Origin of the sequence: Nonomuraea sp. NPDC049714, from assembly GCF_044465295.1 — a bacterium.
Classification (GTDB): Bacteria; Actinomycetota; Actinomycetes; order Streptosporangiales; family Streptosporangiaceae; genus Nonomuraea.
In genome coordinates this window covers 73,217-91,121 of record NZ_JBITLM010000008.1, presented here as the reverse complement: position 1 = coordinate 91,121, position 17,905 = coordinate 73,217, and the positions used below count along the sequence as shown (strand labels likewise).

Annotated in this window: 16 protein-coding genes; 13 read left to right on the top strand and 3 right to left on the bottom strand. The window is 67.4% G+C overall.

The features are described from left to right. Nucleotide 1: 1 nt before the first annotated feature. The 9 genes from trmD (at nt 2) to dprA (ending at nt 7,495) form a co-directional block, all read left to right on the top strand. Complete coding sequence (gene trmD, locus ACIBQX_RS29100; protein ID WP_397009962.1) at nt 2–781, top strand: tRNA (guanosine(37)-N1)-methyltransferase TrmD; 780 nt, start codon at nt 2–4, stop codon at nt 779–781. 139 nt (nt 782–920) lie between these two features. Then, the gene (rplS, locus tag ACIBQX_RS29095; protein WP_189138260.1) at nt 921–1,283 is read left to right on the top strand and encodes a 50S ribosomal protein L19; all 363 of its coding nucleotides are present in this window, start codon (nt 921–923) and stop codon (nt 1,281–1,283) included. 143 nt (nt 1,284–1,426) lie between these two features. After that, complete coding sequence (lepB, locus tag ACIBQX_RS29090) at nt 1,427–2,308, top strand: signal peptidase I (RefSeq protein ID WP_397009959.1); 882 nt, start codon at nt 1,427–1,429, stop codon at nt 2,306–2,308. Then, nucleotides 2,308–2,901: a signal peptidase I gene (gene lepB, locus ACIBQX_RS29085; RefSeq protein ID WP_397009957.1), complete on the top strand. Its 594-nt coding sequence runs from the start codon at nt 2,308–2,310 to the stop codon at nt 2,899–2,901. Before lepB (ACIBQX_RS29090) ends, lepB (ACIBQX_RS29085) begins: the two co-directional genes overlap by 1 nt. A gap of 52 nt (nt 2,902–2,953) precedes the next feature. Further along, nucleotides 2,954–3,622 carry a ribonuclease HII gene (locus tag ACIBQX_RS29080; protein WP_397009955.1) on the top strand — a complete coding sequence of 223 codons (669 nt, stop codon included), beginning with the start codon at nt 2,954–2,956 and terminating at the stop codon, nt 3,620–3,622. A gap of 39 nt (nt 3,623–3,661) precedes the next feature. Further along, entirely contained in the window at nt 3,662–3,985 is a 324-nt protein-coding gene (locus tag ACIBQX_RS29075; protein ID WP_026215037.1) for a DUF2469 domain-containing protein, read from the top strand. A gap of 112 nt (nt 3,986–4,097) precedes the next feature. Then, nucleotides 4,098–4,451 carry a YraN family protein gene (locus ACIBQX_RS29070; protein WP_397009953.1) on the top strand — a complete coding sequence of 118 codons (354 nt, stop codon included), beginning with the start codon at nt 4,098–4,100 and terminating at the stop codon, nt 4,449–4,451. After that, nucleotides 4,452–5,978 (top strand): YifB family Mg chelatase-like AAA ATPase, encoded by a 1,527-nt coding sequence (locus tag ACIBQX_RS29065; protein WP_397009951.1) that lies wholly within the window; start codon nt 4,452–4,454, stop codon nt 5,976–5,978. Between the two features lie 50 nt (nt 5,979–6,028). Beyond that, on the top strand, nt 6,029–7,495 hold the full coding sequence (gene dprA / locus ACIBQX_RS29060; RefSeq protein ID WP_397009949.1) for a DNA-processing protein DprA: 1,467 nt from the start codon (nt 6,029–6,031) through the stop codon (nt 7,493–7,495). Between the two features lie 230 nt (nt 7,496–7,725). Here the strand turns inward: dprA and ACIBQX_RS29055 are convergent, their stop codons facing one another. Beyond that, nucleotides 7,726–8,919, bottom strand: a complete 1,194-nt coding sequence (locus ACIBQX_RS29055) for a Cmx/CmrA family chloramphenicol efflux MFS transporter (RefSeq protein ID WP_397009947.1) — start codon at nt 8,917–8,919, stop codon at nt 7,726–7,728. 474 nt (nt 8,920–9,393) lie between these two features. Between ACIBQX_RS29055 and ACIBQX_RS29050 the strand changes: the two genes are divergently transcribed. Beyond that, complete coding sequence (locus ACIBQX_RS29050) at nt 9,394–10,284, top strand: tyrosine recombinase XerC (RefSeq protein ID WP_397009945.1); 891 nt, start codon at nt 9,394–9,396, stop codon at nt 10,282–10,284. Between the two features lie 334 nt (nt 10,285–10,618). Here the strand turns inward: ACIBQX_RS29050 and ACIBQX_RS29045 are convergent, their stop codons facing one another. Continuing rightward, the gene (locus tag ACIBQX_RS29045) at nt 10,619–11,470 is read right to left on the bottom strand and encodes a M23 family metallopeptidase (RefSeq protein WP_397009943.1); all 852 of its coding nucleotides are present in this window, start codon (nt 11,468–11,470) and stop codon (nt 10,619–10,621) included. Nucleotides 11,471–12,029: 559 nt separating this feature from the next. Further along, nucleotides 12,030–13,349, bottom strand: coding sequence for an MFS transporter (locus tag ACIBQX_RS29040; RefSeq protein WP_397010722.1), 1,320 nt, complete (start codon nt 13,347–13,349; stop codon nt 12,030–12,032). Nucleotides 13,350–13,989: 640 nt separating this feature from the next. On the opposite strand from ACIBQX_RS29040, the gene ACIBQX_RS29035 reads away from it, so the two are divergent. The 3 genes from ACIBQX_RS29035 (at nt 13,990) to tsf (ending at nt 17,868) form a co-directional block, all read left to right on the top strand. Then, complete coding sequence (locus ACIBQX_RS29035) at nt 13,990–14,613, top strand: ArsR/SmtB family transcription factor (RefSeq protein ID WP_397009941.1); 624 nt, start codon at nt 13,990–13,992, stop codon at nt 14,611–14,613. 719 nt (nt 14,614–15,332) lie between these two features. Next, nucleotides 15,333–16,253 (top strand): 30S ribosomal protein S2, encoded by a 921-nt coding sequence (rpsB, locus tag ACIBQX_RS29030; protein ID WP_397009939.1) that lies wholly within the window; start codon nt 15,333–15,335, stop codon nt 16,251–16,253. A 781-nt stretch (nt 16,254–17,034) separates the two neighbouring features. After that, the gene (gene tsf / locus ACIBQX_RS29025) at nt 17,035–17,868 is read left to right on the top strand and encodes a translation elongation factor Ts (RefSeq protein ID WP_397009937.1); all 834 of its coding nucleotides are present in this window, start codon (nt 17,035–17,037) and stop codon (nt 17,866–17,868) included. Nucleotides 17,869–17,905: the final 37 nt, after the last annotated feature.

The window sequence follows — 17,905 nt, the reverse complement described above, 5'->3', positions numbered from 1 at the left end:
GATGCGGCTCGACATCATCTCGATCTTCCCTGAGTACTTCGCCCCGCTGGACGTCTCGCTGATGGGCAAGGCCCGTGAGCGCGGCATCCTCGACGTGCGGGTGCACCAGCTGCGCGAGTGGGCGCACGATGTGCACAAGACCGTCGACGACACCCCGTACGGCGGCGGGCCCGGCATGGTGATGAAGCCCGAGGTGTGGGGCGAGGCCATCGACGCGGTGATCGGCGACGGCGCCCCGCGGATGATCGTCCCCACGCCCAGCGGCAGGCCGTTCACCCAGGAGCTCGCCCAGGAGCTGGCGGCCGAGCCCTGGCTGCTGTTCGCGTGCGGCCGCTACGAAGGCATCGACTCGCGCGTCATGGCCGAGTACGGTTCGCGGCTGCGGGTCGACGAGGTGAGCATCGGCGACTACGTCCTGGCCGGCGGTGAGGTGGCGGTGCTGGTGATGGCGGAGGCCATCGGCAGGCTGCTGCCGGGCGTGCTCGGCAACGCGCACTCCGCCGTCGACGACTCCTTCGCCCCCGGAGCCATGCAGAACCTCCTCGAAGGGCCCGTCTACACCAAGCCGCCCGTCTGGCGGGGCCACGAGGTGCCCGCCGTGCTGCTGTCCGGACATCATGGGAAAGTCGCCAGGTGGCGGCGTGACCAGGCGCTGCGCCGCACTCTCGCCAACAGGCCGGAGCTGGCGGCGGCGCTCGACCCCGAGACCCTCGACAAGCACGACCGCCGGCTGCTGGAGGAGCTCGCGTTTCGCCTCCCGCCGGAAGATATGGCACACTGAAGCGTCGCCAACCGTCATGTGGTTGGTCCGTCATGCCCGAGAAGCGCTCTCGGGTTTCATCAGATCAGCAGGCGTGTCCGCCGCGAGCTTCAGGCCGGGTGGACCTCCGCGTGCTCACGAGACTTGAGGAAAAGCTCTCATGCACACGAAGATCCAGGAGCTCGAGAAGTCGACCCTGCGTAGCGACGTGCCGGACTTCCGGCCCGGCGACACGCTCGAGGTTCACGTACGAGTGGTCGAAGGCAACCGCTCCCGTGTCCAGGTCTTCAAGGGATTCGTGCTGCGCCGCCAGGGCAGCGGCGCCCGCGAGACCTTCACCGTCCGTAAGGTCAGCTACAGCGTCGGCGTCGAGCGGACCTTCCCCGTGCACAGCCCGGTCATCGAGAAGATCGTTCTCGTGACCCGAGGCGACGTGCGCCGCGCCAAGCTCTACTACATGCGCGACCTGCGCGGCAAGGCCGCTCGCATTCGCGAGAAGCGCGACGCCACGCCCGCCAAGTAACGCGAATGTCCTTCCGGATGGCCCGCCTGGCGTGCGGGCCATTCGGCTTTTGCGGGGCTGTTTCCTTTATGTGGAGCGACTCGTGCCCGTTGTAACGTCGGTCGAGGCTTGTCGGGCCTGCGCATCATCTAGGCTCGTCAACAATGACTAGCGAGAGCCAGGAGCACGGCGCGCCGCGCCGCCCTGTCGAGGACGAGGTGGACGTGGTCGCCGAAGAGACTCAGAAGCCAGCAGAAGACGGGAAGAAAGAGAAGAAGGGGTCGTTCTGGAAAGAGCTCCCCGTCCTGGTCGTAGTGGCGCTCGCGCTGGCGCTGATCATCAAGACCTTCGTCGTCCAGGCCTTCTACATTCCCTCCGAGTCGATGGAGAACACTCTCCTGATCAACGACCGGGTGCTGGTGAACAAGCTGGTCTACCACACGCGCGACATCGAGCGCGGCGACGTGGTCGTCTTCGCCGGCATCGACTCCTGGGACGGCGAGTTCGAGCTCGAAGAGCCGTCCAACCCCGTCGCGGGCTTCTTCCGCTGGATCGGCACCTCGTTCGGCTTGATCCCCGGCGAGAAGGACTACATCAAGCGGGTCATCGGCGTCGGCGGCGACCACGTCAAGTGCTGTGACGCCGACCATCGCATCACGGTCAACGGCGTGCCGATCGACGAGACGAGCTATCTCTATCCGGGCAACCTGCCGTCCAGCGAGAACTTCGACATCAAGGTGCCGCCCAACCGCCTGTGGGTGATGGGCGACCACCGCCAGGTCTCGCTGGACTCCCGCTTCCACACCGGCGACCCAGGGGGCGGATCCATCCCTGAGAGCCAGGTCATCGGACGGGCCTTCGTGATCGTCTGGCCGTTCTCACGAGCCTCCTCGATCTCCATCCCCGACACGTTCGCGCAGCCGGCGCTCCAGGCGCTCGGTGGGTCGGTTCCGCTGGTCGCCGGGTTCGTCCTGGCCGTGCCGGCGGTCGTGATCCGGCGGCGGTGGCTCGGAGCAGGGCGTGAACGGCTCGGAGTACGGCGTTGATGGCCGTCACCAAGAAGGCGCAGGGCGTGGAGAAAAAGAAGAAAAAGGGCAGCATCCGCGAAACGATCGTCATGCTGCTGATGGGCGTGGGGATCGCACTGCTGCTGCAGGCTTTCGTGATCGGCAACTTCTGGATCCCCTCGGAGTCGATGGAGAACACCCTCAAGATCGACGACCGGGTGTTCGTCAACAAGCTCGCCGGCTCGCCCGAGCGGGGCGACATCGTGGTGTTCAAGGGCTGGAACGGCGAGGACACCATCAAGCGGGTCATCGGCGTCGGGGGTGACAAGGTCGTCTGCTGTGACGACGACGATCGCATCACGATCAACGGCAAGCCGCTCGACGAGTCGGCCTACCTCTACCCCGGTGACTTCCCCTCAGGCGACGAGTTCGATGTGACGGTCCCGCAGGGCAAGCTCTGGCTGATGGGAGACCACCGCAGCTCCTCGGCCGACGCGCGCAGCCACATGGAGGAGCCGGGCGGCGGGTTCATCGGGGTGGATCAGGTCGTCGGCACGGCCGTGGTGCGCTGGTGGCCGCTGTCGCGGGGCTTGATCTTCACCAAGCCCGAGAGTTTCGCCAAGGTCGAGTAGAACGCGCTTCCAGTCGCGGTTTGCGGCGTTTGGGGCGTACGCTTCCTGTGTCATGACAGTTGCGTTCCGCCCTCGACCGAGCGTCGTCCGCCGCGATTCCGGACTCTACGCTTACGAGCGGGCGCTGGCCCGCCGCGGCCTCACTCCCATCGCGGGGGTGGACGAGGCCGGCCGCGGGGCCTGCGCCGGCCCGCTGGTCGTCGCGGCCGTCATCCTGCGCAGGCGGATCGACGGGCTGGCCGACTCCAAGCTGCTCACCCCGGCGGTGCGCGAACGACTCCATGACGAGATCATGGCCACCGCCCACGTCGGCGTCGTCACCATTTCCTCCGCGGAGATCGACGCCACGGGACTGCACAAGTGCAACGTGTCAGGAATGCGGCGGGCCGTCGCGCGGTTGTCGTGTGACCCTGGGTACATCCTCACGGATGGGTTTCCGGTGCCGGGCCTTCCGGCGCCGTCGCTGGCAGTGTGGAAGGGGGATCAGGTCGCCGCCTGCATGGCGGCCGCGTCGATCGTGGCCAAGGTGACGAGGGACCGGATGATGGTCGCGCTGGACGGCGACTTTCCGCTGTACGGTTTCGCCGATCACAAGGGGTACGTCACGCCACAGCATCGCCTGGCACTGGAGACGCACGGCCCGTGCGCGCACCACCGCTACTCCTTCGTTACGGTGGCCAGACGGATGGGCGAGAATGAAATGGGGGCCGGGGTTGCCTGAGCGGGCACACCGGGGGACCGGTACGACAGGAGGACCGCGATGAGCGCAGAGGATCTCGAAAAATACGAAACCGAGATGGAGCTGCAGCTTTACCGCGAATACCGCGATGTCGTCGGTTTGTTCACTTACGTCGTGGAGACGGAACGGCGCTTCTACCTGACCAACTCCGTCGACCTCGACGTGCGCACCGCCGAGAACGGTGACGTGTTCTTCGACGTGAAGATGCAGGACGCTTGGGTCTGGGATATGTACAGACCTGCGCGTTTTGTGAAGAATGTCCGAGTCGTTACGTTCAAGGATGTCAACGTCGAAGAGTTGGCCAAGGCCGACCTGGAGATGCCGAAGGAGGGCTTCTCGGGATAGCCGGACGGTCGTCCACAGCCTTGGGGGTATCGGCTTCGGATATCCCCAGAACGACGCTCGGCCGCCGGCGGCACGGTCGAAGTAGGCGAAGGTCAGTGCCCGGAGGTGGCACATGGCCGCGAAGAACGATCTCGGCAGGCACGGCGAGCAACTCGCCGTGGCCTACCTGCAGGCCGAGGGCATGACGATCATCGAGCGTAACTGGCGCTGCCGTTACGGCGAGATAGACATCATCGCCGAGGACGGCCCCAGCCTGGTGGTCGTCGAGGTGAAGACCCGGTCGAGCAGGTCCCACGGCACGGCGCTGGAGTCCGTGCGACCCGCCAAAGTGGCCCGCCTGAGGCTCCTGGCCGCCCGATGGCTCGCAGGCCAGCCCCGCGTCTTCACCCGGATCCGGGTCGACGTGATCGCGTTGGACCGCTTCGCCGGCGACTTCTCCCTGCGGCACGTGCGCGGGGCGTGCTAGATGGCCGTCGCACGCACCCGCAGCGTCGCGCTGGTCGGCGTCACCGGCCGCATGGTCGAGGTGGAGGCCGACGTGGGCAACGGCCTGGCGGGCATCCATCTCATCGGCCTGCCCGACACGGCCCTGAGCGAGGCTCGCGAGCGGGTCAGATCCGCGGTGGTCAACAGCCACTACGCGTGGCCGGACGCCCGCATCACGGTGAGCCTGTTCCCGGCCAGTCTCCCCAAGCGAGGCAGCCAGTTCGATCTGGCCATCGCTGTGGCGATCCTGGGCGCCGCGGGCGTCGTTCCCGCCGAGCGCGTCGCCGAGCAGTTCTTCCTCGGGGAGCTGGGTTTGGACGGCCGCCTTAGGCCGGTGCGCGGGGTGCTCCCCGCGGTCCTGGGCGCCGCCGACCACCCGGGCGCCACCGTGGTGGTCCCGGCCGCCAACGCGGCGGAGGCGGCCCTGGTGCCCGACGTGAGAGTGGTGCCGGTCGCCGACCTGCGCCAGCTCGTGGAGTGGCTGCGCAGAGGCGACGACCCGCCTCGGCATCCCGTCCAGGACGTCCCCCGGACGACCACCGCCCCCACCGTGGACCTCGCCGACGTGGTCGGTCAGCCGCTCGCCCGCCGCGCCCTGGAGGTCTGCGCCGCGGGCAACCACAACCTCTGGATGCTGGGCCCGCCCGGCACGGGCAAGACCCTCCTGGCGGAGCGCCTGCCCACCCTCCTGCCGCCGCTCGACCTCGACCACGCGCTGGAAGTGACGGCCATCCACTCCGTGGCGGGCGTGCTGCCGCCCGACAGCCCCACGATCGACAGGCCCCCCTTCGTCAGCCCACACCACACGGCGACCGCGGCGGCGATCATCGGCGGCGGCAGCACCGTCGTGCGCCCCGGCGCGGTCTCCCTGGCCCACCGGGGGGTGTTGTTCATCGACGAGGCGCCGGAGTTCCCCCGTCACGTGCTCGACTCCCTGCGCCAGCCCCTGGAGTCCGGCCAGGTCACGGTGGCCAGGTCGGCGGGCTCGGTCACCTTCCCGGCCAGGTTCATCCTGGTGCTCGCGGCCAACCCCTGCCCCTGCGCCCAGCCCCAGGACCAGAGCGACAGCTGCCAGTGCACGCCCACGATCAGACGCCGTTACCTGGGCAGGCTGTCGGGGCCGTTGCTCGACCGCATCGACATGAAGGTCACCGTCGCGCGTTCGTCGAGACGCGAGCTGATGGCGGACCGGCAGTTCGTCGAGACGAGCCAGACGGTCGCCGCGCGGGTCCTGCTGGCTCGCCGGCGAGCGGCCGTCCGGTTCGCCGGGACCTCGTGGCGGACCAACGCCGAGATCCCGTCCTCGGCCCTCCATGCCCGCTACCGCCCGTCGGAGTCCGCCATGAAGCCCATCACCACCTGCCTCGACTCCGGCACCCTGAGCGCCCGGGGCCTGGACCGTGTGGTGCGGGTGGCCTGGACCTTGGCGGACCTCGCCGGCAAGGACCAGCCTGACGAGACCGAGACATCGTCGGCATTGGCCTTGTGGCTGGGGATGTCGGGGTGAGCCACCCACCCGATCTCACATCCGCGGCCGCCCCTACTCTGGAGGACCCCTTGAGCACCACCCCTGAGCGTGAGGCAAGAGCCGCCCTCATGCGCGCGGCCGATGTCGGTGACGCGGTCATGGGCCGTCTCGTGTCCCACTGCGGCGCCTCCCAGGCTGTGGAGGCCATCCGCGCCCGCACCCTTCCGCCCGGCTTCCCGGCCGACGACGCGCCCCTGGGGCGCCCCGCAGATCTGGGCAGGCGCCTGAGCATCTGGCATGCCCGTCTGACGGCCTCCGACCCCGCGTCCGACCTGATGGCGGGAGAGCGGTCCGGGGCGAGGCTCATCATCCCGGGCGACGCCGAATGGCCCACTCAGCTTGACCAGCTGGGCGCCGCCCGGCCGCTCGGCCTGTGGCTCCACGGCACAGCCGACCTGCGGTTCTCCTGCCTGCGCTCGGTGGCCGTGGTCGGCGCGCGGGCGGCCACCGCCTACGGCGTGCACATCGCGGCCCAGTTCGGCGTCGGCCTGAGCGAGTCCGGTTGGACCGTGGTCTCAGGGGGCGCGTTCGGGATAGACGGCGCGGCCCACCGAGGCGTCCTGGCCTCGGACTCACCCACGGTGGCCGTCCTGGCCTGCGGTGTCGACATCGCCTACCCCTCCGAGCACCACGCCCTGTTCGCGGCCGTCCGCGACCAGGGCGTGCTCGTCAGCGAATGCCCACCGGGCGTCCACCCCACCAGAGCCCGCTTCCTCATCAGAAACCGCCTGATCGCCGCCCTGTCCAGAGGCACGGTCGTCGTCGAAGCCGCCCTGCGCAGCGGCGCCCTCAACACAGCCACGCACGCCCTGTCCCTGAAACGACATCTGGCAGCCGTGCCGGGGCCCGTCACCTCCGCACAGTCAGCCGGCTGCCACAGACTCCTGCGCGAACAGAAGGCCATCTGCGTCACCTCACCGGAGGAGCTCATCGACCTGGTGGGCGTCATCGGCGACGACCTGGCCCCGCTCGACAGGGCCCCCGCGCTGCCGAGAGACGCGCTCTCGGAGCCTGTCAGGAGAGTGTTGGACGCCGTCCCGGCCAGAGGCGGCGCGGGCCCCGCCTCCATAGCGGTGGCCGCCGGCGTAGACCTCAACACGGCCTTGAGCGCCCTGGGCGGCCTGGCGGCGGCCGGATACGTCGAACGCGTGCCCAAGGGTTGGCGCGCCCGCAAGACCGCATCCCCCATCTACCCCAAGGCCCGAGAAATGCTCGCCCTCAGCACACCCCCTGCCGATCACCCCCCGCCCACCTACACGAGGCCGCCCGCGCAGTTGGGGTCGCCTGCGGAGTCGGGGCCGCCCGCGGAGTCGGGGTCGCCCGCCGAAACGAGGCCGTCCGCCGAGTCGGAGTCGTCCGCGGAGTTGGGGTCGCCTGCGGAGTCGGGGTCGCCCGCGGAGCCGGGGCCGTTCGCCGCGGCTGCGTCTCCGGTGCCGGCGGGGGAGGGGGCGTCAGTCGTGCAGGCCGTGGTCCCACCTCAGACCGCTTCGGGGTGATCGCCTGTTTTCCGGTCACCGCGTTGCCACTTGCCACCTCCCCCTTCGCTCACCGGCGTCGCTGGACCTGCTCGGCCGTTCCCCCGTTCACCCGTTCCCCTATGCCGCCGTTCGCTGGGGAACCGGTAGCGGCCGGCCCACTTCATGATGGCTGCGGCGCGGGTGATGGGATGGGTCCGGCGTTGGTCGATGAGTCGCCGCCTCGGGGTGCAACGGCGTGTTGCGGTGCGTCATCGCACGCTGTTCTGGTCGTCGCTGGGTTCGAGGGCCTGACGGAAAGGCAGCGCGAGAAGAAGTGCCCCGGCGACCAGGGCGCTGCTCGCCCAGACAGGTCCCAGCTCAGCCGACCCAGAGGTCAGCGTGGCGGCTGCGAGGACGGGACCGGCGGTCGCCCCGACGTTGAGAGCAGCGGTGGCGTAGGAGCCTGCCATGGTCGGCGCGTCTGAGGCCTCATAGAGCACCCGGGCGATCAGTGTGCTCCCGAGGCCGAAGGAGAGCGCACCCTGGGCGAATGTGAGGATCAGCAGGGCGACAGGGGCGGACGCAGTGAGGGCGAGGGTGACCCAGCCGCTGAGCAGCAACGGCCCGCCGACCGCGACGACGACACCGGGCCGCCGGTCGGACAGTCGCCCGGCCACGGTGACGCCGGCGAAGGAGCCCAGACCGAACAGCACCAGCGCGACAGAGACCCACAGCGGATCCAGCCCGGCGACTTCGGTGACGATGGGAGCGAGGAAGGTGAAAGTGCCGAACGTCGCGGCATTCACCAGCGCCCCCAGCAGCAGAACCAGGACCAGTCGCGGACGCAGCAATTCAGCGAGCTCCCGCCGTAGATCCGGGCCGGCCGGTTTGTCCGGTCGTTCTCCTTTGGTTCGTCCTGTTTTGACGGGAATGCTGCTGACTACGCCGAGTGCCGAGGGCAGGCACAACAGCGCAATCCCCCAGAAGGTAGCGCGCCAGTCGAGCAGCGTCCCTACCAAGGCGCCACCGGGGACCCCTGCGATGGTGGCGGCCGTGATGCCCGCCAGCAGAACGGCCAAGGCCCGGCCCTTCCGATCCGGCGGGACCAGTGCGGCGGCTGCGGTGAGAGCGACCGCCAGGAATCCGGCGTTGGCAAGGGCCGCGAGAATCCGGGTAGCGAGCAGAACGGTGAAGCTGCTGGTGCAAGCGCCGAGGACGTGCGCGACCAGGAACAGGCCGAGAAAGCCCAGCAGGCTGGATCGCTGTGGCCACTGGCGCGCGAGTCCAGCCATGAGCGGGGCGCCTACGACCATTCCGATGGCGAAGGCCGAGGTGAGCAGTCCCGCCGTCGCAACCGGCACGCCGACATCTGCGGCGATGTCCGGCAACAGGCCGGCGAGCATGAATTCCGATGTACCCATGGCGAAGAGCGCCACGGCAAGCAGATAGAGAGGCAGGGGCATCGAGAGACTCCGAGGTGATGAGAGAGATCAGCTGAGACGTCTCGTCACCGCGGTCAGCGGCCCGGCTACTTCGGTCATCTGCCGCCATCGTGCGGCAGAGCAGGACTGTCCAGTGGGTTCAGGGGGCTGACGGGTGACCGAAAGCCCCCACCTTGGATGCCTCTGGGCTCGACATGGCAAGCACGATACTCAGTCGGACCACGCTGCGCACCTGGGTTTCCTCCTGGCCACGGGCCGTTCGAGCGCGTCACCGACGTTCTGACCGGCAACATCCAGTCACAAAGGGAACGGACCTATCCCCCAGCCACTGCTGGAAGGGAGTACCCACAGCCGCTGCTGGAACGAAGTATCGCCGGCCACTGCTGTAACGGACCTACCGCTGGCCACTGCTGTAACGGACCTACCGCTGGCCCGTTGCGGGGTAAGAGGTCCCTGAAAGAATGATCGCGAAGCGTGCGGTGAACGGAGAGACGCGTGGATCTTGACGTTGGCGAGGTGCTGAGCGCGTTCGAGGCGCATCTGCGGTTTGAGCGGAATATGTCCCCCCATACGGTTCGGGCGTACATGGGGGACGTGACGGCTCTGCTCGGCTACCTGGACGGACACCTCGATGGTGTCGACGTCACCACACTGCGGGGGTGGCTGGCCGAGCAGCATGATGCGGGCAAGGCGCGAGCCACCCTCGCGCGGCGGACTGCTTGCATCAGGACCTTCACCGCCTTCTGCCACCGGCAGGGCTGGCTGCCGAACGATCCGGGTCTGCTGCTGGGAACGGCCAAGGCCCCTCGGCGGCTGCCCTCCGTGCTCGACCAGGAACAGGCTCGGGAAGTGCTGGACGCGCCGCCCTCGGAGGGGGAGCCGCGGGACCTGCGAGACCAGGCCCTCCTGGAGCTGCTGTACGCCACGGGCATTCGGGTGAGCGAACTGTGCGGGCTGGATGTGGATGACGTGGATCGCGATCGTCGTGTCGTACGGGTGCTGGGCAAGGGACGTAAGGAGCGGTCAGTGCCATTCGGGGGACCTGCTCTGCGGGCGCTGGACAGGTGGTGCGTGCACGGCAGGCCGCTGTGGGTGCGTGGAGGGTCGGGACCGGCGTTGTTTCTCGGTGTGAGGGGCGGGCGGATCGACGCGGGGACGGTGCGGCGGGTGGTGCACGCGCGCGTGCGGCAGGTCGAAGGGGCTCCGGACATGGGACCGCACGGGTTGCGGCACAGCGCGGCCACGCACCTGCTTGAGGGGGGCGCGGACTTGCGTAGCGTTCAGGAACTGCTGGGCCACGCTTCGCTGAACAGCACGCAGATATACACCCACGTCTCCATCGAGCGTCTTCGCAGCGCTTACCGGCAGGCGCATCCCAGGGCGTAAGACTTGCTGCAGCGTAGGGCGACTCTCTCCGGTAGGCCCAGAACGCCACGGACGACGTCCAAGAAGGCCCAATCGCCGGTGGTCAGGGTCTCGCTGAGATCCACCTCAGTGAAACATGGCCATCGGAGAATCCGCAGATAGTGCCACCATGCCCCGCCGTGCCGCCTCGGCGACGGGCTGAGTGTTCGCCTCTACCGGTTTCACCGCTCTGAGCCTTGCCTTCAGGGTGGAAAGGCTCACTGCCGGCTCCAACTGAATCGGCGACATCGCCCGCGCGGGGCATTTCCTCATCGTTTCGAGCGCAACTACCTACCGGACAATAGTCGAGCACACGTCACTGTCGGCGGGTCCGTCTGCGGCGGTGCTTTCGGTGCTGGCCTGCCGTATGGAAGCGGGTTTCCGCTGTGGGGGTGTGATCGTTTCTTGTGGAGTGTCTTCCGCCTGCTGTGTTATGTCGGGATTTGTTGGTGCGCATTCGGCGTCGCAGCAAGATGAGGAGGATCAACACGGTTAGCAGTGCCGCGATGCCGAAAGCGGAGAACATCGGGATTGCGGTGGAGCGCAGCGAGAAGTTGTCGAGTCTTGCGATGGGTGTATGGGTGTGTTGCTCGTCTCGCCTGGCGGGGGCGAGAGGTGAGCGTGCGGACTGTTTCTCGGGTGTGTGGCCGTCTGAGGGGATGTGAGGGCTGGAGGCATAGGTGGGGGTGGCGTTTGGGGGAGTGGGACTGATCATCGGGGGCGGCTTCGCGTGCCAGTACGGCAGAAGGCGGATGCGGGCCTGGCCGAGCAGCAGCAGGGGATCCAGGTAGGCGGTGGACCTGCGGAGTCCCCAGTGGAGGCAGGACTCCGGGCAGTGTGGCGAACCTGGCTCGACGGTGCCCAGATGGTCGCCTGAGGAGACCGGATCGCCCTGTTTTACTGCGGCGGCGACGGGGAGGTAGGTCGTGCGCAGGCCGCCAGGATGGTTCACGGTGACGACGCCTCGCCCGGCCACCGTTCCGGCGTAGCCGATGGTGCCTTGACCTGCGGCCAGGACCGGGGTGGCGACGGGTGCGGCGAGGTCGACGCCGCGGTGGCCGGTCAACCATGGTTCAGGTGGCGGGGCGAAGCGACGCAAAATCCGCGGGGGCCCGTTGAGGGGCCAGCGCCAGGTTGCGGGTGCCGCCGTTCCCGGGGCTGCTGACATCGCTGGGATGGGGCAGAGAAGAGGGACAACGAACACGAGGGCGATAGCCATCACAATGGTGCGAATTGGTGCTCTGACGAGGGGGAAATCATGCCTCTTTGTGAAACGGGAGGGGTGGCTTGTGGATGGATTGGAGTGTATATGGCGTGCGGTCCGGAATATGGATGTAAATGCTCCGATGTACTTGTTTATAGTGGATGTGCTGTGGTCGGGCGGGGTGTAGTGGTAGTCAGGCTTCCAGTGGGGGAGGTGGGGGTGGCCTGAAAGGAGACAGGAAGCGGTGTTGGTCATTTGGGCGACGTGCATGCGGAGAGTATGTGATGTGCGCCGGTTGATGAGATAAGGCGAATGCGATTCTGTGGATAACGCAAGGGCGAGGGGATTCGTCTGTGGATAAGTCGTTCACGGATGGCGCCGCACTTGAAGAATCGTGATACTGCGAGGTAGTCGTTTATTGAGTCGCTGGATACGCGCTATCGTGGAGGCGCGTAAGTTCGTGGTAGCTTGCTTTCTGAGACTTGTTACATGAGTGCTCGGCGTTTGGCGGCTGTGAGATCGTTCAGTGTTTGCTGCTTGACCGCCGGAGCGATGTGCGAGGCGAGATGAAGCGGCTGGGCGGCTTGGGGCGTAGGGGCGAAGTCCAGATCCAGATGGTGCTTATGGCTATGCCGGCTGCGCAGATGAGGATGACCGGGCGCAGGCCGAGCAGTTCGGCCAGGAAGCCGCCGGTGACGCCGCCCAGGGCCATGACACCCTGAACGGCGAAGGTCATGGTGGCGTTGACGCGGCCTCTCAGCTGTGGGGTCGTGTCGCGAAGGATGATGGCGCCCATACAGGTGGCGAAGGCGACGACGATGCCACCGGTGATCGTGCCGGTCAGGGCGAGTATCGAGAGCTTCCACCAGAGCGGGCCGTCCAAGAGGCCTACGGCCAGGATTTCGATGGGGAAGAAGAGCACCGAGATGAGCAGGATCCGGTTCTCGCCGTACCGCTTGGTCAGCCGGGCGGTGGACCAGGCACCCAGCAGGCCGCCGACGCCGCTGAGGGCGATGAGCACGCCGATCATGAACTGAGGGATCTCCAGCGTGTGCAGCATGTAGAGCATGTACACGGCTGTGTATGCCATGGCGAAGAAGTTGATGGTCACGCCCGCACCCAGCAGGGCACGCAGGACTGGGTGGGTGGCGCTCGCGCGCAGTCCCTCCATGACGTCGCGCCACATGCCGCTGGAGGGGCCGGGATTGTTCTTCTCAGGGGTACGGATGGCGCGCAGGAGCAGGGCTGATGCCAGGAAGGAGAGGGCCTCCGCGAGCACGGCGAACGGTGCCGTAAGTGTCTGTACCAGTAAGCCGGCGAGCCCTGGGCCGCTGACCGAGGCGACTGAGTAGGAGGCGTTGAAACCGGCCATGGCGTCTGTTCGCTGCTCTGGTGGGACGACTGCGGCAATGTGCGGGAAGTTCGCGGCTCTGAACATCACTCCAGCGGTGCCGATGATCAAGGCTACGACGATGAGCCAGGTCACGTTCAGGCTGCCGATAAGCCAGGCCAGCGGGACTGACGCGGCTGCTGTTGCCGCGATCAGTTCGCAGGCGATCATCAACGGCCGGTGTCTGGCCAGCCGGTCAGCGACGGCGCCTGAGTGGAGTCCGAACAGCAAGGCGGGAACGAAGGACGCGGCAGTCAGAAGGCCCATCTCGGATGGGGAGGCGGTCAACAGGGTGACCGCGGTCAGGGGGACGGCGAGTTTGGACACCTCGGAGCCGGTGATCGAGATTGTGCGGGCCGTCCAGAGCAGGCGGTAGTCGCGCTGCTTGCGTAGGGGGACGGTGTGGAGGGGCTCCGGTACGTCGTCACCGCGGTTGGGGGGTTGCCCGTCCACATCATCACTGTGGAGGGGGAGATGCCAGTCCGCGTTGTCAGTGTTCGGGGGGAGGCGTCCGTCGACGGCGTCAGTATCCGGGGGAGGGTGCTCGCCCGCGGGCTCAGTGCCCCTGAAAAAGTGCTCGCCCCCGGGGTCAGGGCTGGGGAGGGGACGCTCGGTGGGCGTTGAGGAAGAAGAGGTGAGGGGGCTGGCCGGCGTTTCTGGCTCAAGCTTCGGGTCGGCAGTGCCGACTGCTTCCGGTGCTGTGCCGTTGGGTTGGTGGCTCGTGGCTGTGTGGTTCGGAGCTTGGTGGTTCGGGGCCTGGTGGTTCAGGGCCTGGTGGTCAAGGGGCTGATGGTGGGTCGGCTTCCCTGCGGTGCCAGGCGTTGGTTGGGTTGGTCGATGCGGGGTTGTCGAGTTTGACACTGCAATCGTCTCCGTGGATTCGGCGATCCGGCGGGGGTGAGCTGAGTTCTGGCGCTGGACAAGTGGGGGAAGGCGCTGGGGCCTATGTCGGTGGGCGGGAGGGTGTCCTACGAGGTAAGGCCTCCGCTTGGGCTGGCCGGCTAGACGTGAAAGATGTGCTTCGTAATTATGAAGGTAATCTTTCAGAGTTGTGAAGGCAACCCTTCAGGATTCGTACGGGTACCTTTGGCGCATGGAGCAGGACAGGGATGGGCTCAGCGATCCCAAAGCGATGCGGGCTCTCGCTCATCCGGCCAGGCTGGCGATTTTGAACCGGCTTGGAGTCGATGGCAGTGCAACGGCTACCGAGGTGGCCGAGATCGCTGGAATCACGCCGAGTGCGGCCAGTTATCACCTGCGGATGCTGGCCAAGTACGGGTTCGTGGAGGATGCGCCACCCCGGGGTGATGGTCGTGAGCGGCTGTGGAGGGCCACGGCTAAACGGGTGGCGATCGGCGTCGCTCCGGGTGATCAGCCGGATGTCCGTGAGGCTAAGAATCTGCTGATTCGGGCGGTGCGCAGAGACGCTGACAGTGAGGTGGAACGGGCGTTGGCCGCCGCTGCTCAGGAGCCGGACGAGTGGCGTGATGTGACCCGGTTCGATCGGACCTTGCTGCGGCTCAACGCGACGGAGATGGCGCGGCTCAGCGAAGAGATCGAAAAGCTGCTCGCGCCGTACAGGGCCCGTTATCGCAGGCAAGAGGATGCGCCGCCGGGGGCGAGGGTGGCGGAGGCGCAGGTGAACCTGTTCCCTCACGCCAAGCGGCCGGTCCCGGGACTGCCCAGCGAAGATCACGGTACCGGCTCCGGCACGTGAGCGTCAGAGCGGACAGGCCGCGTTCCGGGCAAACGTCAGTCAGCCGATCCTGGGAAGAGACGTAATCGTTTTCCGAGGCGAGGCGAGGCGAGGCGAGGCGAGGCGGCGCAACGGGAAGCAACGCAACGCAACGCGAGGCAACGGGAAGCAACGTATCGCCAGGCAGCGCGAGGCAGCGCCAGGCAGCGCGAGGCAGCGGGAAGCAGCGCATCGCCAGGCGACGCGACGGCAATGCGACACGACGGCAATGCGATGCGACGGCAATGCGATGTGGGGCCGGTGGGTGGTGGCTTGGGTGATTTCGCTGGTGTGAGGAACGGTGGCTTCTGGGCGCGATGCGCTGGTTTAGGCGGTCGGTGGCTGCAGCGTGGGTGGGTCGCGTTGGAGAGGGTGTGCGGTGGTCTGATGCAGCGTCGGGTGTGAGTATTCGGGGGTTTTGCGGTGAGGGTGGTAGGGCCGGGGTGGAGGAAGGGGGATTTGCGGGGGTGGGGCGCTGGTTGACCTGAACGGTCAGGTGGGGCTCATGCGGGAGGTAGACTTTTCGGTGGCCTGTCTTCACAGGCCGACTTCGCATGCCCCGTCAAGGGATCGCGCCTTCGGTCCAGGCCACGGCCTGGCTGGAGCGGTTCTGGGGCATCAGGGCGGCAGCCCGCCGGCTGTCGCGACACAACCGAGAATCGCGCCCGATCATGGGGCGCCCAGACCTGGAGGACCAGCACATGGCCCCCGTCGTAACCATGCGACAGCTGCTCGAGAGCGGTGTTCACTTCGGGCACCAGACCCGGCGCTGGAACCCGAAGATGAAGCGCTTCATCTTCACCGAGCGCAACGGCATCTACATCATCGACCTGCAGAAGTCGCTGTCGTTCATCGACCGTGCGTACGACTTCGTCAAGGAGACCGTCGCCCACGGCGGCACGATCCTGTTCATCGGCACCAAGAAGCAGGCCCAGGAGGCCATCGCCGAGCAGGCCGCGCGGGTCGGCATGCCGTACGTGAACCAGCGCTGGCTGGGTGGCATGCTCACCAACTTCTCCACCGTGCACAAGAGGCTTCAGCGTCTGAAGGAGCTCGAGGAGCTCGACTTCGACAACGTCGCCGCCTCGGGGCTCACGAAGAAGGAGCTCCTCATGCGCCGGCGCGAGAAGGACAAGCTCGAGCGCACCCTCGGCGGCATCCGCGACATGGGCCGCGTGCCCAGCGCGGTGTGGATCGTGGACACCAAGAAGGAGCACATCGCGATCAGCGAGGCCAAGAAGCTTGGCATCCCTGTTGTCGCGATCCTCGACACCAACTGTGACCCCGACGAGGTCGACTACCCGATCCCGGGCAACGACGACGCCATCCGCGCCGTCGGCCTGCTCACCAGGGTGGTCGCCGATGGTGTCGCCGCTGGTCTGATGGCTCGCTCGGGTGCCGCTCGCGGCGACGAGAAGCCGGCCGCGGCCGAGCCGCTGGCCGAGTGGGAGCGCGAGCTCATCGAGCAGGGCACCGGCGAGCAGGCCGCCGCTGAGACCGCGACCGAGGCTCCGGCCGAGGTTGCCGCTGAGGCCCCCGCCGAGGTCGAGGTCGAGGCTCCCGCCGAGGCGAAGGCCGAGGACGAGACCGAGGTCAAGGCCGAGGACGAGACCCAGCAGTAGGTCTGACGATCACGCGCCACGGTCCGGGGTGTTCGTTGCCTCGGGGTGAAACCCCGGTCAGGGACAGGCCTCGGACCGTAGGACTCGGATCGAGCACCTTCGGGTCGTTCGAAAGCCGAAGGCCAGGGCAGTTCGGAGGACGAGCGGTCTGGGTCGTAGAGCTCGGGCCGTTCGAGAGCTGAGGATCTCGGACAGGTCCAGAGCCGGCGGCTCAACCGGTCGGACTTCGGCGCGACGGCGAGGACTCTGCCAGAGGCCAGGCCGGGCCATAGGCCCGGTGGGACGGCAGGGCTCTGCCAGAGGCCAAGGTTCAGGCAAGGTCGGGCCGTAGGGTCCGGTCAGTCCAAGGCCTCAGGGGCCGGGCAGGCTGGGGTCGGAAGACCCGGGCGGTCAAGGCTCCAGGGGTCGGGCAGGTCGGGTCGCAGGCTCGGGTCGGCTCGGGGAACTGAAGGCGGGTCGGGGTCGCAGGCTCCGGCAGGTCCAGGGCCTCCGCCAAGGCAGGTCGAAGCCTCATCGAAGGCGAAGGCAGGCCAAGGCAGGTCCGGAGGCGACGGGTCCGAAGGCGATGGGTCAAGGCAAGGGCTAACTGCAGGCGAGTGGTCAGGGTAAGCCGGAGACGCGGGTTCCAGCGGTCAAGGGCCTCAGGGCTCGGATCGTACGAATCGCAGCCTCAGGTCGAGTAAGAGCTTCCTGTACGGCACGCGGTGTCGTACCAACAGAGGGTGGGCGCCGGATCCCGGTGCCCACCCGATCCACGACGAAATCCCACAAGGAAAAAGCAATGGCTTCCGTGAACATGGCCGACGTCAAGCGGCTTCGCGAGATCACCGCTGCCGGCATGATGAACTGTAAGAAGGCTCTGGAGGAGGCTGAGGGCGACTTCGACCGCGCCATCGAGCTCCTCCGCCTCAAGGGCGCCAAGGACGTCGGCAAGCGCGAGACGCGCACCGCCTCCAACGGCCTGGTCGCGCTCAAGCAGGACGGCGACTCCTCCGCCGCGCTGGTCGAGGTCAACTGTGAGACCGACTTCGTGGCCAAGGGTGAGCGTTTCCAGGAGCTCGCCGCGCAGGTGGTCGCGCACGTGCTGGAGAGCAAGCCGGCCGACGTGCCGACCCTGCTCGAGTCCTCCTTCGACGGCAAGAGCGTCAAGGAGCACCTTGACGCCGCCAACGCCGCGCTGGGCGAGAAGATCGAAATCCGTCGTTTCGCGGTGCTCGAGGGTGGCTACATCGGTGCGTACATGCACCGCACCGACCCGGCGCTGCCGCCGGCCGTCGGCGTCCTCGTACAGCTCGACAAGCCGAACGCCGAGGTGGCCAAGGACATCGCGCAGCACGCCGCCGCGATGGCTCCCCAGTACCTGAAGGCCGCTGCCGTCCCCGTCGACGTCATCGAGAAGGAGCGCAAGCTCTTTGAGGAGATGACCCGTGAGGAGGGCAAGCCCGAGGCTGCCATCAGCAAGATCGTCGATGGCCGGGTCAACGGCTGGTACAAGGACTTCACCCTGCTCCAGCAGCAGTTCGTCAAGGACAGCAAGAAGAGCGTGGGCAAGTACGCCGAGGAGAACGGCGTGCAGGTTCTCGCGTTCGTCAGGTTCAAGGTCGGCCAGGCTTAGGCTTGAGCGAGTTTCCGATCCATCGAACCGCCTAAAG